Annotated in this window: 15 protein-coding genes; 8 read left to right on the forward strand and 7 right to left on the reverse strand. The window is 57.1% G+C overall.

The window, feature by feature from the left end; genetic code table 11:
• Positions 1-73 precede the first annotated feature (73 nt).
• Positions 74-3,259, forward strand: a complete 3,186-nt coding sequence (locus tag OEU85_RS17940) for a TonB-dependent receptor domain-containing protein (RefSeq protein ID WP_262692906.1) — start codon at positions 74-76, stop codon at positions 3,257-3,259.
• A 73-nt stretch (positions 3,260-3,332) separates the two neighbouring features.
• The gene (locus OEU85_RS17945; RefSeq protein ID WP_262692907.1) at positions 3,333-4,229 is read left to right on the forward strand and encodes a LysR family transcriptional regulator; all 897 of its coding nucleotides are present in this window, start codon (positions 3,333-3,335) and stop codon (positions 4,227-4,229) included.
• Here OEU85_RS17945 and OEU85_RS17950 read toward each other — a convergent pair.
• Positions 4,226-4,585, reverse strand: coding sequence for an energy transducer TonB (locus tag OEU85_RS17950; RefSeq protein ID WP_262692908.1), 360 nt, complete (start codon positions 4,583-4,585; stop codon positions 4,226-4,228). The genes OEU85_RS17945 and OEU85_RS17950 overlap by 4 nt on opposite strands.
• A gap of 211 nt (positions 4,586-4,796) precedes the next feature.
• Between OEU85_RS17950 and OEU85_RS17955 the strand changes: the two genes are divergently transcribed.
• From OEU85_RS17955 to OEU85_RS17970, 4 genes are all read left to right on the forward strand, one after another.
• A complete protein-coding gene (locus OEU85_RS17955; RefSeq protein ID WP_262692909.1) occupies positions 4,797-5,342 on the forward strand; it encodes an NAD(P)H-dependent oxidoreductase in 546 nt (181 codons plus the stop codon).
• Positions 5,335-7,131 carry a monovalent cation:proton antiporter-2 (CPA2) family protein gene (locus OEU85_RS17960; RefSeq protein WP_262692910.1) on the forward strand — a complete coding sequence of 599 codons (1,797 nt, stop codon included), beginning with the start codon at positions 5,335-5,337 and terminating at the stop codon, positions 7,129-7,131. The genes OEU85_RS17955 and OEU85_RS17960 overlap by 8 nt, the downstream gene beginning before the upstream one ends.
• A 71-nt stretch (positions 7,132-7,202) precedes the next feature.
• Positions 7,203-7,475 carry a hypothetical protein gene (locus OEU85_RS17965; protein ID WP_262692911.1) on the forward strand — a complete coding sequence of 91 codons (273 nt, stop codon included), beginning with the start codon at positions 7,203-7,205 and terminating at the stop codon, positions 7,473-7,475.
• A gap of 198 nt (positions 7,476-7,673) precedes the next feature.
• Entirely contained in the window at positions 7,674-9,227 is a 1,554-nt protein-coding gene (locus OEU85_RS17970; RefSeq protein WP_262692912.1) for a SulP family inorganic anion transporter, read from the forward strand.
• 4 nt (positions 9,228-9,231) lie between these two features.
• Here OEU85_RS17970 and OEU85_RS17975 read toward each other — a convergent pair whose 3' ends face one another.
• Together OEU85_RS17975 and OEU85_RS17980 are read right to left on the reverse strand one after the other, a co-directional pair.
• Complete coding sequence (locus OEU85_RS17975) at positions 9,232-9,792, reverse strand: PAS domain-containing protein (RefSeq protein WP_262692913.1); 561 nt, start codon at positions 9,790-9,792, stop codon at positions 9,232-9,234.
• An 83-nt stretch (positions 9,793-9,875) separates the two neighbouring features.
• On the reverse strand, positions 9,876-11,021 hold the full coding sequence (locus tag OEU85_RS17980; protein ID WP_262692914.1) for a glycosyltransferase family 2 protein: 1,146 nt from the start codon (positions 11,019-11,021) through the stop codon (positions 9,876-9,878).
• A 116-nt stretch (positions 11,022-11,137) separates the two neighbouring features.
• Here OEU85_RS17980 and OEU85_RS17985 point away from each other — a divergent pair, with 116 nt between their 5' ends.
• Positions 11,138-12,352, forward strand: coding sequence for a M24 family metallopeptidase (locus tag OEU85_RS17985; protein ID WP_262692915.1), 1,215 nt, complete (start codon positions 11,138-11,140; stop codon positions 12,350-12,352).
• Here OEU85_RS17985 and aroQ read toward each other — a convergent pair.
• From aroQ to OEU85_RS18005, 4 genes are all read right to left on the reverse strand, one after another.
• The gene (gene aroQ, locus OEU85_RS17990) at positions 12,349-12,873 is read right to left on the reverse strand and encodes a gamma subclass chorismate mutase AroQ (RefSeq protein ID WP_262692916.1); all 525 of its coding nucleotides are present in this window, start codon (positions 12,871-12,873) and stop codon (positions 12,349-12,351) included. The two genes, OEU85_RS17985 and aroQ, sit on opposite strands and share 4 nt — an antisense overlap.
• Positions 12,873-13,382, reverse strand: a complete 510-nt coding sequence (locus OEU85_RS17995) for a SixA phosphatase family protein (RefSeq protein WP_262692917.1) — start codon at positions 13,380-13,382, stop codon at positions 12,873-12,875. The genes aroQ and OEU85_RS17995 overlap by 1 nt, the downstream gene beginning before the upstream one ends.
• 33 nt (positions 13,383-13,415) lie before the next feature.
• A complete protein-coding gene (locus OEU85_RS18000; protein ID WP_262692918.1) occupies positions 13,416-14,303 on the reverse strand; it encodes an alpha/beta hydrolase family protein in 888 nt (295 codons plus the stop codon).
• A 63-nt stretch (positions 14,304-14,366) separates the two neighbouring features.
• Positions 14,367-15,593 (reverse strand): TIGR03862 family flavoprotein, encoded by a 1,227-nt coding sequence (locus OEU85_RS18005; protein WP_262692919.1) that lies wholly within the window; start codon positions 15,591-15,593, stop codon positions 14,367-14,369.
• A gap of 264 nt (positions 15,594-15,857) precedes the next feature.
• Between OEU85_RS18005 and OEU85_RS18010 the strand changes: the two genes are divergently transcribed.
• The gene (locus tag OEU85_RS18010) at positions 15,858-16,781 is read left to right on the forward strand and encodes a hypothetical protein (RefSeq protein ID WP_262692920.1); all 924 of its coding nucleotides are present in this window, start codon (positions 15,858-15,860) and stop codon (positions 16,779-16,781) included.
• Positions 16,782-16,794 lie beyond the last annotated feature (13 nt).

Here is a 16,794-nt window from a genome sequence, read left to right on the forward strand (position 1 = left end):
ACAAGACCAATGTGTTGGGTGTCAAAGGCTCGGGATGGCGCTAAAACTAAAAAGAACAATCTCAGCGGGGATTATGGGTTCGCTTGTGATGGGCGTATCCACCTTTGGCGTGGTTGCGGCGACGGACTTCGCTGGCCTTAACACACTTGTACAATTTGACTTTCCCGAGCGCCCCCTCTCTGATGCCTTGCTCGAGTTTACCGACCTGACAGGTCTTGCCCTTGTTTTTGACAGCCGGGTGGTGGGCGGTAAGCTATCACCGCCGGTGACTGGCGAATATTCGGCTCAAGTTGCGCTGGACCTGCTGCTTCAGCGCTCCGGCCTCAGGGTTGTGGACGTTGGCGGCGATACGCTGGCGATAGTGCCGGCGAAAATGCGCAAGGCCGTGGTGGAAAAAGTCCGGGAAGAGGAGGCCGCTGAGGCGTCCATTGAGCCGGTGAGCGTCAGCGCCAGCACAGTTGTGGACGAACTGCTGATTGTCGGGACCCGCACCAGTAATCCGCCTTATTTCAAGTTTAAGCCCAGTATCGCGCTTGAAGGAACACGCATTCAATTTGGCGGCACCATCAACGTGTCTGACTATCTGTTCCAATTGCCCGCGATGTTGAGCGATGTGACATCGGCCAATACCACGCTTTTTGGCACACCCGCCGGGCTGAACCTGGCCGATCTGCGCGGTGTGGGCCCGGAACGCACGATGGTGCTGGTGAACGGTCGTCGCTTTATCCCGACCTACGGGGGTAATCAGGCGCTTTATGGTGTCGACTTGAATGCCATTCCGGCGGCGCTCGTGGAGCGCGTCGAAGTTGTGGGGGGTGGTGCTTCATCCTCTTTCGGCGGGGAGGCGGTCAGTGGCGTGGTAAATTTCAAGCTGCGCGATAATTTCGAGGGCTGGTCGGCAGCATTTCAAACAGGGCTGACCGGGCGCGGTGACCGCGAGGAGGTCGTGGCGTCGCTTACCTATGGTACCAAATTTGCCGGTGGGCGCGGCAGCCTTGTCGCCAGCCTCACGCTCGACGACCAGGCCGGGCTCAAGCTTGGTGACCGGGCCCTGACGGCGAATCCCAGCGGCTTTTCGCTTAACGGCAGGCAGGTGAGTCCGTCAACCCCCGGCGCTGTATTCCGGCCAGGCTATGGTGGCAGCGCATTGGGCGGACGCGGCGCGTTCGGGTCTGTTATCTCTTCTGACGGCAGCGAAGTTGACCTCGATGGTGCCTATATTTTTAGTGAGGAGGGAACATCTATTCAGCCGTTTGAAGGGCGGCTTGACCAGCTTTATAACTATGCAACGGACCAGACGCTGCTGACCCCGCTTGAACGGGTTTTTGCCACCGTGAACTGGAAATATGACTTTGCGTCCGGTGAGCGGCTCGTGTTTGAAAACAGCGTGGCGTCCACGGCGATTGCGTCCACGCTGGCGCCGATGCCGCTTTTCCATACCAGCGGACTGGTTCTGGGGCTCGACGAGACAATCATGGTGCCGCTGACCAACCCTTATGTGCCCGATGATGTGCGTGCGCTGCTTGCTGGGGTGCCGGATGCTGAAGGTATCGTGTTGCAGCGCCGGATCGTTGAACTGGGGCCGCGCCGGACCGAGATCGAGCGACGCACGTATCGTTCGATGATCGGCCTTCAGGGCACTATGGGGGGCGAGTGGACCTACGACGCTTATTATCAGTACGGTCGCAGTCAGGTGCGCGAGGAACGGTCCGGCCTTCTTGACCTGCTTAACTATCAGGCGGCGCTTGATCCTGCGCGTTGTGTGCAGGTGGTGGATTGCTCTGTCATCAACCCCTTCGGCAGCGAGGGATTCACCACCGAGGATATCGCCTTTTTGACAGCGCCCAACGCGGTGCGGCGGTTGCACGCTGACCAGCATATTGTCAGCCTTGCATTTGCGGGGCCCGCGGACATTCTGACCGAAGAAGCCACTCGGCTTTCCTTCGGGATGGAATACAGGTTTGAGACCTTGAAGGACACGCCCGACGAACGACTGAATAGTCGCCCTGTGTCGGGTTCGCTCAACTTTCCCGGTTCTTCAGGGTCATTTGGTGCGCTTGATGTCTATGCCGATATCACGCTGCCCCTTCTGAGCGATCTACCTGGTATTGACGAACTGACCGCTACCGCTGGCGTGCGCGTGTCGGAAGTGTCGACGGTCGGTACGGTTGTTAACTGGCACGTGGGCGGAATCTTGTCGCCGGTCGGCGGGCTGAGTTTCCGGGCCTCCTACCAGGGTGGCCGCCGCGCCCCGAATATTGCGGAGTTATATTCGGCAGGCCCCAGCACCTATGGTTTTTATACCGACCCTTGCGTCTTTACCGACACAACGCCTGATGTGGTGAAAGAAAACTGCTCTGCCGACGGCCTTCTGGGTACGGGCGGCAGCCTTCCTTATACGGCATCCCCGATCGAAAGCCTGATATTTGGTAACCCCAACCTGCATGAGGAGCGCTCGTCCAACTTCACATTGGGCGTGGTTTTCGACACCGAGGGCACTTACGACTATTTCCCAGGCCGGTTGCGTGTTGGAGTCGATGCCTACCGGATGGTGATTGACGATTATATCGTATCCGTGGACGCAAGCCGGATCCTTGCTGACTGTTATAACAGCGAAGATCTTAGCCACACCTTCTGCGGCCAGAGCGCGTCCACCCGCAAGCTGATGATCCAGCGTGATCGGAGCACCGGGCGGCTGATGTCGGTTGAAAGCACCTACATCAATCAGGGGCGGCAAACGCTGGAAGGGCTCGATATCGACGTCCAGTATGTTGCCGACCTGCGTGATGATGGACTGCTTGGCCTGATCGATGAGATTTCCTTTGTCGGCCGGTACACCCTGAACCACCGGGTTGACTGGCAACAGTCACCGGACAGTGAGGTCATCGACTTTCTGGGCACTGCTAAGTTTCCCCGGCACAAATTCCAGTTTGGTGTCAGTATTGGCATGGGCGATGTAACGGTGGACTGGGACACCCGTTTCCGCAGCAGCGTCGTATCAAGTTACGAAGCCCTGCAGTTTTTTAACGTGCTGAGCGATGCAGCGGACATACCGGAAGTCAATATTGGCTCGATCTGGTATCATGACCTTTCGGCGCGCGTGCGTATCCACGGCAATTCCACGCTTTATGGAGGGGTGCGCAATCTTTTTGATGCCCAACCCAATCACATTTTTGGCGGGTCGGTTGGCGATACATTTCCGGAATATTATGACGTTATCGGCCGCCGCTTTTACATGGGCGTGGTTATCGACTTCTAAACACGCTCATGTGATCAGGATGGCCCATATTTCCAGTTCAACATGACGATACTTGGTGCAAATATGCACCGCTATGAACTGGGATGATTTAAAGATTTTTCTGGCGGTCGCGGAAGCGCCGTCCATGCGGGCGGCAGCGCAGGCGCTGAAGGTCAGCCACAGCACCGTTTCGCGTCGGATAGATGCGCTTGAAGGGGCACTTAATGTACGCCTTTTTGACCGGATGCCGGATGGGTACCGGCTAACGGGAGCAGGTGAAGAGCTTTTGCCCGTGGCTCTTCAGACCGATGAATGCCTGCACACCTTTGGGCGCAGCGTGGCAGGACGCGACGATATGCTGTCAGGTCAGGTGCGGCTGACGCTTCCGGACCCGATCGTTGCCACCGGACATTTTGGCGATATTTTCCTTGGCTTCATGCGGCAATATCCGGAGATTCAGCTGCGGATCGACTCATCCATGGAACTGTTTGATCTTTCCCGCCGTGAGGCTGATGTAGCCCTCAGGTTTACCAATACCCCGCCTGTACACCTGATTGGCCGCAAGCTCGGTAACATGCATCAGGCAATTTATGGCACTCAGGAATATATCAGGGCACACCCTCCCGAAGGCCCGGAGAGTGACGCCCGATGGGTCGGGTGGGGCGAGCCTGATCACTGCCCGGAATGGATTGCGCGGTCCCCTTATCCGCATCTCAAGGTGCTCGGCCATTTCGATAGTCTGGATATACAGTTGGCGATGATCAAGCAGGGTGGCGGCATCGGCTTTATTCCATGCCTGGTGGGGGACTGTCAGCCTGACCTTGTACGGTTGAGCGAACCGGTGGCCACCATTGATGTCTGGCTGTTGTCGCATGGCGACACAAGAGGAGCCGCGCGCATGCGCGCGTTCCGACAGTATCTGCTGGAACGGGCCGCAGACATTGAAGCCGCGCTGGCTGGGCGGCTTCACGACAAAAGTCTACAAGGTTAGTCGAGCGACCAGGTCAAGGGCAGCACGAACGAGAGTTCGTTCTGTCCACTTGGAAGGGGCGGCAGCGGATTGAGGCGATCCATCAGTTTTGGAATGGCCTTGTCAAGGACATCTTCACCCGTCGCTTCTACAATCTCGAAAGTGCTGATGGTGCCATCTGCGGCAACAGTCAGGCGTACCTTGGCGGAACCCTCAAGCTGGCGTGCCACCGCCATACGCGGATAGCCCTGTTTGGCGGCTACTTTTTGTACGACCTCGCGCTGCCAGTCTTGCATGGCGTCAGCAACGGCAGTGTTGCTGGTTGCAGAGATGAATACCAGCCCGACGAAGGCCAGCAGATATGCTGAAAGTTTCATTATGCCACCCATCCTCATTTGACGCGAAAAGGAAACGACGCTGCACAGGAACAGTATAAGGCGCAGACGCGCGCCGGGAAACTGTTATCAACAATGCACATTATCTCTTAATAACAGTTTAACCCTGGTTTAGAGAAAATTGCCAGACATGGCTGGCGTCGCCCGGAAACGGGCATTAAGCTCGGGACCTAAATGCAAAGGCTAGGCTTTCATGCGGCACCTCCTTCTCATCTATGCTCACCCGACACCACGCGGGTCATACCTGAACCGCTATCTTACTGAAAGACTGGGGGATATGCCGAATGTCGAACTGCGGGACCTTTATCAACTGTATCCCGATTTTTATATCGATGCAGCGCAGGAGCAGGAAAGCCTCGGCAGGGCAGATGTCGTGGTGATGCAATTTCCTATCCGCTGGTTTAGCGTGCCGTCTATCATTCGGGAATGGCAGGACAGTGTGCTGACCAAGGGTTTTGCCTTTGGGCCGGGCGGCAACGCACTCAAGGGTAAACGTTTCATGGCTGCGGTCAGCACCGGCGGGCAGGAAAGGTCATATGAGCAAGGCGAACCGCACGGTGCCGGGATTGATGCCTATCTGGCACCAGTGGTGCAGACGGCGGTTTTTTGCGGTATGGAGGTGGTTGAACCTTTTGTGGTGCACGGGGCGCGAGACCTTGATACCCGGAAACGCGATGACGTGGCACAAGCCTATATGGAGCGGCTCAGGGCCCTGACGCAGGGGGAAGATCATGGCTGAACAGACATTCTTGCAAAGCGCATTGATTTATCTGAGCGCTGCCGTGATTGCCGTCCCCATTTTCAAAAGGCTGGGGCTTGGTGCAGCACTCGGGTATCTGGTTGCAGGTATGGTGATCGGCCCCTGGGGGTTGCAGCTCATCAGCGACGTGGACACCATTCTGGACTTCTCCGAATTTGGTGTGGTGCTGCTGATGTTCCTGATAGGGCTTGAACTCAATCCATCGAAACTATGGCAACTGAGACGTCCGGCCATTGGCCTGGGCGGGCTTCAGGTCGTCGGCACAACGCTGTTGGTTGCGGTGGTTGGCATGGGTTTTGGCCTGACGTTGCCAGTGGCGCTGATTGCAGGGGCCGCGATGGCCATGTCGTCCACACCTATCGCCCTTCAGGCGCTTGAGGAGCGTGGGCTTGGGCGTGCCTCCGTTGGCACCTCGGCTTTTGCAGTGTTGCTGTTTCAGGATATTGCAGTGGTGCCGTTATTGGCAATTGTGCCGCTTTTTGAAGCCGGGGTCCATGACAGCCGGACAGAAGGATGGGTTGCCGCAATCCAGATTTTTGCTTTCTTCGCGCTTATCGTACTGGGGGGGCGTTTTGCGCTCAGGCCCATTTTCCGCATCATCGCATCGACCCGGCTCAGGGAGATATTTACAGCCTTCTCGCTGTTTCTTGTGGTTGGTGCCGGGCTGCTGGCCGAGGCCGTGGGCATCTCTATGGCGCTTGGCACTTTTCTGGCGGGTGTGTTGCTGGCGGAATCTGAATATCGCCATGAACTTGAACTGAATATCGAACCATTCAAGGGGTTGCTTCTTGGCCTTTTCTTTATCGCGGTGGGCATGTCTGTCGATTTCTCGCTGTTGATCGCGAAGCCCTTTGTGGTGGTTGGTCTTGTCATGCTGCTGGTGACCCTCAAGATCATCGTGCTTTTGCCGGTGGCCCGGTCCGGAGGGCATGTGCCGGCGGAACAATTCCTGTTTGCCACAGTGCTGTCGCAGGGTGGTGAATTTGCTTTCGTACTGATCTCGGTTGCGCTGGGCGCAGGACTGATCGCACCCGAATTTGCGGCGATGATGGTCGTGGTCGCGACCTTCTCGATGCTGGTGACCCCGCTTTTGCTGTTTCTCTATGACCGGTATCTATACACGCGCCTGTGCAAGGCGGAACAGCAGACGAGCGATGTGATTGGCAATGAGAACCACGTCATCATTGCGGGGTTTGGCCGTTTCGGCCAGATCGTTGGGCGTTTTCTCATGTCCTTCCGTGTGCCGATGACGGTGGTGGACCATGACCCCAACCATATCGAGTTCATTCGAAAATTTGGCTACAAGGTCTTTTATGGCGATGCATCAAGGCTTGACCTGCTGCAGTCAGCGGGGGCGAGCAAAGCCCGGTTGCTGGTGTTGGCGATGGATGACAGCGAAGCCGTGCTGGAAGCTGCGCGTGTCGCACGCGAGCACTTTCCCAATCTCACTATCCTTGCGCGGGCGAGAAATCGTCCGAACGTGAATGACCTGAGGGAACTGGGTGTCGTGCTTGTGCGCCGTGAAACCTTTTCGTCGGCCCTTGAACTGGGGGAGCTGGCGCTGAGAGAGCTTGGTTTTGGTGCCCACGAAGCGCACAAGGCAGCAAGAAAGTTCCGCCACTATGACGAGAAGATGATAGCGGCATCTGCCGCTTTCCGCGGCGATGAAAAAAAGGCGGTTGATTTTGCCAAAAAATCCCGGGCGCAGTTGGAGCGCATCATGAGCGCGGATGAGGAAGAAAATACATCAGACCCCGGTTGGCATTGACAGCAAAGGTGCCAAGCAGGCAGTAAAGACATTGCCCGGTCTGACCCATAAGCCGAGACTAAGGACTTTCCATGCCCAGAAGCCTTCATGTCGCCGTTGTGAAAGACGGCCAAACCTTCCTTCAAGGAACCTTTGATGTCTCCGACACCGATTATGACGTCGTCAGTAAGATGCTGAATGAGGTTGAGATGGACCACGGCCAGGCGGCAAGCCTGATAAGTGGCTATATGCATGCCCGCGATGTCGGTCAGGTGACCGAAGACATGGGGAAGATCGCCATGTTTGCGGTAGTCTATATGCTGCAGGCGGGCGAAACCAATATTGAGATACCGTTCGAGAGCTAACGCGCGGGCCGGTTTCACAAGTCCAGACTTGCATTCAGAGGCAAAATGCCGCAGAAGGCACCCTCAATTTACGCGGCAGGCGCAGCCTCCGCCTTGTGCCGGGCGTGACAAGACTGTCCGCCAATTCTTGTAAGCGATGATATAATCGGCGTCTGTTGGTATGGTCTTCCATGCCACCGCGCCTGAGAGAGCAAAGCCATGACCGTGCCTTTCACCCCAGCCCGCATCAAAACCGAACTGCTGTCCGGCCTGACGGTCGCGCTTGCGCTTGTGCCCGAAGCCGTTGCTTTCGCGTTTGTGGCCCATGTACATCCCCTCGTTGGGTTGTACGCTGCGTTTATCGTGGGACTCGTTACGGCACTTTTTGGCGGCCGCCCTGGTATGATCTCAGGCGCGACAGGTGCGCTTGCCGTGGTGATGGTTACCCTGGTGATCAATCACGGGGTCGAATATCTGTTCGCGACCGTGGTGCTTATGGGAATTATTCAGGTGTTCGCGGGGATTGCGCGGCTTGGCAAGTTCATCCGTATGGTGCCATACCCGGTGATGCTGGGGTTTGTGAACGGCCTTGCGATAGTGATTTTCCTCGCCCAGCTTGGCCAGTTCAAGATCGCGGGCCCGGACGGCACCCTTTCATGGCTGACGGGCAGCGCGATGTATCTGATGCTGGGCCTTGTGGGCGTGACCATGGCGGTGATCGTCCTTGCTGGTCGGTACCTGAAGTTTATTCCAGCTCCGCTGGTCGGCATTTTGGCAACCACGGCGCTGGTAACCTTCCTCGACCTCGATGCACGCCGCGTTGGCGATCTTGCGTCAATCGCCGGTGATCTGCCGAACTTCCACATTCCGTTGGTGCCCTTCAATCTTGAGACCTTGACCATTATCTTTCCATACGCTGTGATTCTCGCGGCAATTGGCCTGATCGAATCGCTCCTGACCCTCAACCTGGTAGCGGAGATCACCGAAACCCACGGTGGCGCCAGCCAGGAATGTGCGGCGCAGGGTGCGGCCAACATCATCACCGGTTTTTTTGGCGGCATGGGGGGCTGTGCGATGATCGGCCAAAGCATGATCAATATTGAATCAGGGGGGCGTACCCGTCTGGCCGCCAGCGCCGCCGCGCTGTTCCTTCTTGGCTTTATCTTGTTTGGATCTGGTGCGATTGAACAAATCCCACTCGCCGCGCTTGTTGGTGTCATGTTCATGGTTGTCATCAGCACCTTTGCGTGGTCCAGCTTCCGCATCATGCACAAAATCCCGCGCTCCGACGCCTTTGTGCTTGTGCTTGTATCTGCCGTAACGGTCATCAGCGATCTCGCCATCGCTGTTGTGGTGGGGGTGATTTTTGCCGCGCTAGTCTTTGCCTGGAAAGCATCGCGCCGTATTGCTGCGCAGACGGAGATAGATGACGCAGGCCGCAAGATATACAAGCTCAGCGGTCCATTGTTTTTTGGTTCGATTGAAAGCTTCGCAGCCCTGTTTGACCCCAAGACGGACCCGGACGAGATCATCGTTGATTTTGCTGGCTCTCGCGTTCTGGATCACTCCGGCCTGCAGGCGATCGATTCGCTGGCGGAGAAATACGAGCGCGCGGGAAAAAGCCTTCAGATGCAGCACCTGAGCGGTGACTGTCGCAAGCTGCTCAAGAAAGCTGGCAGCCTTGTACGTGCCTCAGAGGTGGAAGATCCGAAATACGGCGTTGCGGTCGATTACGGCCATACCTTCGACGACGAGCAGCCAAAAGGCGTTTGACCGCCTAGGCGGATTGCGCCGCAAGGCCTTGCAATGAGGGCAGGCCGAAACCGATATCTATATAGTGCGGCGGCTGCATTTGCCGGGTGCCATAGTCAGCTGTGCCGCTGTCATCAATGATGGCCGCGGCCCCTACGCTTTCCATGCGACTGCAGCCAAGAAGCATCCAGCGCCCCTCTTTTTCGTGGGCGAGCGGAAAAAAGGTTGTGTGCAGTTTTTTCGCGTTGCTGCCAAGGGGGCTGACAATCCTTGTCAGCTTCACCCCGCAGCGGTCTTCATAACAGGTACGGTAGACCTCCATCATATAAGGCCGTTGGTCTTTCGGTATGCGGGTGTTGAGGAAGTCCTCGCTCGTGGTGTCCCGACCGCCGAGGCGGGTAACTTCGGTGCCCATGAACTTGATGTACATATGAAACGGGGGCGCATATTCCAGCACCCATACATGGCGCATCACCGATGTCAGGTGTTCGGCTTTGATGTCTTGCCAGAATGGCAGTGGCTGGCCCACCCGGCGGGGGAGCACTTGCCAGGTTCCAAGCAGCGTTTGTCCCAGAGTTACTACCATATACTACACATCTCACCTTGAGGACCCCGCCAATATCATAATGGGAAAGTGTAAACGACAGGTATATGGGGAAAGAACGTGCCCTAGTAGCCGGACCGGCTTGGTGCACGCCTCAACGGAAAGCGGGTGAGGGCTGAAGGTACACCGCTGTCAGCGGCTGCCAGGTTTTGAGCGGCGTCCAGGTAATTTGGCAGCAGGCCCTGCGCCTTTTTCCACAGAATCTTTGCTTCATCCCGGTTGCCGAGATGCCAGCAGATGAGTGCCAGATTGTTCAGGCTGTCTGCGCCCGACGCGGCATCGATGATCTGCAGGTGGGAGAACGCCTTTTCAGGGTTCCCAGCCTCCATCATAGCTGAGGCCATCAGATAGTGCGCCATCCACTGTGTCTCTCGGTCATAGGGCGGCACATGGGCAGTGATGGCGCACAGTTGATCGGTGTGTCGTTTGACCGCGACAAGGTCAGCACGGTTCAGGGCAACACAGGCCAGGGTGAATAGTTTTTCGGCGTCCGTAAGTGCGGTACCGGTTAGCGTGGTCTCGAGGGAACTCAAGCGATGTTTTTTTTGCGCCGCAATCGTGAATTGTTGCGAGGATGCCAGGTCGCGCGACAAGGAATGCGGAGAGTGTGCATAACGATAACCGACATCGTCCAAAAGGGTAACTGCGGCACCCGCCATAAGGCCACGCAGCAGAAAATCATAATCCTCCGCCCGTAGAAAGCTGAGATCGTAACCCACTTGCCGCGCGAGGCCGGTTCTGAACCCGCCCGCCAGCATTGGAATCCAGTTGCGTTCAAAAGAGCGCCAGATACCGCCGTTTTCGCGTATGAAGTCAGGTATCGGCAGTTCCTTGATATCGGCGCCGGTTTTTCCGTCAAACAGCATAACTGGATCAAAGACCAGATCAGCACCAGCCCACAGGGCCTTTATCATGTTGTCTGCCCGGTCGGGCAGAAGTTCGTCATCGGCATCCAACCACATGCCATAGGGTGTGGTGATGTTTTCAAGCGCTGTTTGCCGTGCATTGCCGACGCCCATGGATTGCGCGGTTTTGACAACGGTCAGCTTGTCACCCAGAACCCCTTGCGCGATAGCGGTCGTTTCGTCATCGGAATGATCGTCCACCAGTAGCACAGGATACGCCCCGCACGCATGCGCCGAAGTTGCGGCCCGTGTGATGGTGCCCGCAGCGTTTTTTGCGACGATGACGATGCTAAGTTCGGAATTCATGAATGCCTTCCCTGTTTTCATACAGTTAGCATCAACTTTGCGATGGGCCTACAAGCAAGTGATACTTCATGATAGAAGAGGCGGCATAAAAATTTGCGATGAGAAGGGACAGGTAAATGGCGATTGGCGTTGGTGGCTCGACGGAGGCGGTGGAACTTTCGAAACTGCAGGACATGACGGCAGACGTGGTGCCGATTTCCGAAGCCGAATTCGCAGCACGTGTTGAAAAAGCGCAGGCGCGTATGGCGGCGGAAGGCATTGCCGCCATTTATGTCAACGCGGGCACAAGCCTTTATTATTTTACCGGCACACGCTGGTGGCCAAGTGAGCGTATGGTCGGAGCCCTGATCCCTGCCTCAGGGCCGGTCACATATATCGCACCCGCTTTCGAGATCAGCACAATCAATGATTATATGTGCCTTCCGGGGGACGTGCGCGGATGGCAGGAACACGAAAGCCCCTATGTGCTATTCGCTGATATGCTCAGGGGCGCGGACATCAGCGGCAAGGTCGGGCTTGACGAAGCCTGCCCATTTTTCCTGACGGATGGATTGGCGAAAGCGGCGCCCGCCGTTGATTTTGTCGACGCGCGTGGTGTCATCGCCCATTGCCGTATGCGCAAGTCAGAAGCCGAAATCGCCTTGATGCAACGCGCGAAGGACATGACGCTTGAGGTTCACAAGGCGGCAGCAGCGATTTTGCGAGAAGGTATTACAACGACTGAGGTCACAGGCTTCATTCATGAAGCCCACAAACGCGAGGGCGCACCTGGCGGCTCTTTCTTCTGTATCGTGCTGTTTGGTGAGGCAACGGCCTATCCGCACGGTGTGAAAGACCCGCAAACCCTGAAGGACGGTGATATGGTGTTGATCGATACCGGCTGTGATTTGCTGGGTTACAAGTCAGATATTACCCGGACTTATGTATTTGGCGAGGCGAGCGAAAAACAGCGCACGGTCTGGAACCACGAAAAGGCGGCGCAGGTGCGCGCTTTTGAGGCGGCCAGGCTGGGCGTGCGCTGTGGCGATGTGGATATTGCCGCCCGTAGCCTGCTGGAAAGCTTTGGCTATGGCCCGGGCTATGACGTGCCCGGCCTGCCGCACCGCACCGGCCATGGCATCGGGCTGGATATCCATGAGTGGCCCTATCTGGTGGCGTCGGACGACACCCCGCTTGCAGCAGGTATGTGTTTTTCCAACGAGCCGATGCTGTGCCTGTACGGCGAATTTGGCGTGCGGCTCGAGGACCATTTTTACATGACCGGCGATGGCCCCAGATGGTTCACCGAACCAAGCCATAGTATCGACGACCCATTCGGGCTGAAGGCTTAGGGTCTCGATGCCGCGCAGTTGGCGGGGATCAGGCCTGCCAGCGCTATCTGCCATATGTCAGCACCGACAGTCTCTGGTTTTTTTGGGAGTATACAGGCGGTAAGGGCGGGCTGTGCGCTTTTAAGGGCGGACAGAAAGTCAGTCGTCAGGCGGTTGATCCGGGGGCGAATGTCGTCCTTCAGGTCAGGCGCCCGGCCACGAGGGGGCGACCCCGCTTTCCATGATATGATCAGGCGGCGCTGTACCGTTCTGGCAGCCTCCATTTGTGCGGTAACCGCGCGTCTGGCGGCCTGCTCATCAAGGCCAAGGGCGGCTGCTTTCTCCACGGTAGCCTTGATGACCTCCGTCTCCCGTGCGGGCGCTTCGACGGGGATATTGTGCAACCATTTGTAATGGGCGACCTGCTCCATCACCTGCAGTCGGTCTGCGATCGCGGCCGACAGATTATCCAGCCCGTCATCCGCCGATGCGGCAGGTTTAGCGAGAACAAACAGCAGCAACAGGTAACGGAAAACCCTCATCAGTTGCCATCCGGCAGCGGGGTTTGAGGCTCGCTGTATGCCATGCTGGATACGAGCCTCCGGCCCTTGGGTGTGACCATGTAGATATGGTCATAAACGCGCTCGTCCAGTTCCTCATGCTCTTCATTGGTCAAAAGGCTGACGAGCGTCGGCGTGGTGTTGCTATGCCCGACGACAAGGACAATACCTTCCATGTCCCTGAGGCTTTTGGCGAACTCCTTGAGGTGTCGCGGGTCATAGGTTTGCACTGGAAGTGTCGTCATTTTCGCGGTTGGTGCCGCGGTTTGTTGGGTGCGCTGATAGTCGGTGGAAAAGATAGCCGTCAGACCTTTTTTCTTGAAGTATCCAGCGAGCCAGTTTGCCCGCGCCCGACCAGCCTCGGTAAGGTTCGGGTCGTTGCCGCCATCAGCTTCTTTTTCCGCGTGACGAACCAGATAGATTGTCGGTTCCGCCAATGCGGACGGAGAGAAGAACAAAAGGCAAAGCGCTAGGGCTTTCAATTTCAGCATGGGATTTTCCTTATGGGCAATTCTACGATGACTTTACTGGCAATTTTCCTGCATCCAGGAGGTGACTTTCTGCATAAAAGCGATGCGGTTCCATGAGAAGCCGTGGTCTGCATCCATGATCGTATGCTCGAACGGCGCTGCACCAGCATCCGTAGCTGCATTGGCCAAGGGTATCTGGTCCGCCAGCGGCACGGCGCTATCTTTGTCGCCGGAGATGACCAGCAAAGGGCGGTCATGAAAGGCGGCCATTTTCCTGGTGAGGTCAAAGTCTTTCATATTAGCCTGTGTTTCGCTGACGAGATCAGCAAAAGAATATCCGTCAAGCCCGGGTACTGGTGCTTGCGCTTCAGTGCTGACAACGGTTTCGCTGGACGCAGATTTGATAAAATTCACCAGGTCGGCGGGCGCTGCCGCCACGGTGCAGCGTACCCGGGTGTCCGCCGCGCCCGTATAAAGTGCGGTGAAACCGCCAAGACTGTGGCCAAACAGGCTGATGCGGTCGGCATCAATCCGCATATTGCCTGCCGTGCCCTCTTTGCGCAGGAAGGCAAGGGCCGCGGCCGCGTCTTCGGTCACGTGGCGAAGGCTGTATTTGCCTTCGCTGCCCCACGCGCCGCGATAGTGAAAATAAAGCGTGTTGAAGCCCGCGCGCCTGAGCGCTTGTGCAAGGTCGAGGTTTTTTTCATTGCCCGGAAAGCCATGCAGCATCACCACCGTCGGGTGCGGGCCGGGGCCATTAGCTGTGTAAAGGTGGCCATTCATCTTGGCGCCGTGGCTTGGCACCACCAGTTCAACCATGCCCGGTGGATTGTCGCGGTCAATGCGCGCCGGATCCTCAAGTACCGGGCTTGCCGATGCCGTGGCCATCAGGCTTGAGGACAGAAAAGCGGCTGCCGCGAATTTGTGGATAAGCTTTTTCATAGGTCTCCCCAGGATCGTTCCGTTACCAGCTTCTGCAATTCGCCCGCCCTGTCAATGGGCTTGTCACGCGCGCGCCAGTTGTTTCAGGATGCTGCCAGCCGCCAGTTTGCCCTGCGCGAAACAGGCTGTCAGCAGGTATCCCCCTGTGGGCGCTTCCCAGTCCAGCATCTCGCCAGCGACAAATTGGCCCGGCAGCGATTTCAGCATCAATCCGTCATCAAACTCGGAAAACGAGACGCCGCCTGCAACGCTGATCGCCTCCTCAATCGGCCGGGGAGATTTAAGCGGCAACGGCAGCGCCTTGATATGGCTGACGAGAGTGTGCATGTCGTTGAATATGTGAGAGGGCAAAAGCTCCCGCAACAGGTTGGCTTTTACGCCGGTCAGGCCCGCCGCGCGCTTGAGATGGGTGGATAGGGTTTTTTTGCCACGCGGCCGCGTGAGCGCCTGTTCCAGTTGGTTCGCGCTGCGGTCGGGCGTCAGGTCCAGGATAAGGGTGGCGCTAGCTTGCGTTGAAAGCGCATCACGAAGCACGCTTGAAAGGGTATAGACTGCACTGCCCTCCACCCCATATTGGGTGATGACAAAGTCACCCTGTGTGGTCTGGTCGCCAAAGCTGAGCCGAACATTTTTGACCGGTTCGCCCGCGAAGCGGTCACGGAAAAAGCTGCTCCAGTCAACATTGAAACCACAATTGGCGGGCTGAAAGGGAGAAACCCTGATTCCCGCAGCTTCAAACGCAGGCACCCAGTTGCCGTTGCCGCCAAGCCGTGGCCAGCTTGTGCCGCCAAGGGCAAACAGTGTGGCGCGCGCGCGTATATATTTGCCGCCGTCCGGCGTTTTAAAAATATGGCTGCCATCCTGTGCCCACCCGGTCCAGCGGTGACGGCTATGCAATTTGGCACCCGCCACGGCGAGACGGTCAAGCCATGCGCGCAACAATGGAGCTGCCTTGAAAGCTTCCGGGAACACGCGGCCAGAACTGCCGACAAATGTCGGGCTGCCAAGTCCCTGCGCCCATGTTCTTACTGCTTCTGGGGGGAAAGTCGCTACAGCGTCCTGAAGGCCGGGCTGGACATCCCCGTAGCGGGTGAGGAAGGTTTCAATGTCTTCGCTATGGGTAATATTGAGGCCTGATTTTCCTGCCATCAAAAGTTTGCGTGCTGGCGTGGACATGGCGTCAAAGATTTCGACCTTCAGCCCGGCGCGGCACAGTTCTTCGGCAGCCATAAGGCCAGCAGGGCCTGCGCCGATAATCGCGATCTCTACCTCAGGAACGGGGGTGGTCATGAAGCCTCACAAAGCGCTCAGGGACTGGCGCGCACCCTAGCGGCAATCGGTGGACGCGGCAAGTCTGACCATGTGGCGAGCAGAAAAACGGCAGAATTTGCTAGGTGTTACGTGCCGATTAGAATGCTGATTCTTGATTTTGTGCTTTAACTATATGTTATTAACGTTTGGCATATAGTATGCATGGTTGCGTGCACTATTTGGGTGCAATGGGGCGAAGCCTGTGTCAAAGGTTCGGAAACCCTATGTTGATGGGAGAGTATATTGGCGCGGGCGTCAATCATCATTGAATGTGGCAGGAAGTCGGGTCTCGGGCGCGTCAGGCGTACACTGACGCTTGCGCGGGCGCTGACCGCACAGGGCATCGGTTGCGAGGTATATGTCACCAGCGATGAAGGCAGTGACCTTATCGAAGCCATGGGGTTTGTGGCCAGGCCCATCGACCAGATACCGGGTCATTTTGATTTCCTGATCATGGACACCTGCAGCTTCACCTCTGACGAGGTGTCAGCACTGTGTGCCAAGGCGCGCACCAGTTGTGTGATCGACGACCTTGCCGAACGTCCTATCGTTTGTGATTTTGTTATCAACCCCAACCTTTATGCCACTGGCCTTGATTATTCGGCTTACAAGGCACGTGAGGTTTTCCGCGGGCCGTCGTGTGCGCTGGTGGATGACGTATTCTTTTCAAGCGCGAAACCAAGCCAAAACCGCAAGGGCTTTGTGGTCAGCTTTGGTGGCACGGATGACGGCAGTCTGGCTGCGCCCGTCGCGGCTGAGCTTCACGCCCGCACCGGCGAGCCGGTTTATGTGCCCATCCCTGCTTATCAGGAACCATGTGCGGCGCTTCTGGCATTGGATGGTGACCAGATCACAATCCTGCGCGGCGCTGATATGCCGGTCCTTCTGGGGGGTGCCCGGACCTATGTAGGCGCAGCAGGCGCCACCGTGCTTGAGGCGCTTGCAGCTGGCTGCAAGGTCTGCGCGGCAGCCACACAGGAAGACCAGCATAAAAATGTCGGTTTCCTGCCCGAGATCGGTGTGGCGACGCTTGATAGCTATGATGCTCACAATGTCTCAGTTATGGCATTGTTGCAGCATCATGCAGCGGGCGGCGGTAAGGCACTACAGTCTGGTGCAGCGGGTAAGATTGTCGCTAGAATGACGGCACTGATGGTCGCCGGCTGACGCAGCTCTGCGC

The organism is Kordiimonas aestuarii (assembly GCF_025574465.1).
In the GTDB taxonomy this organism is placed as follows: domain Bacteria; phylum Pseudomonadota; class Alphaproteobacteria; order Sphingomonadales; family Kordiimonadaceae; genus Kordiimonas; species Kordiimonas aestuarii.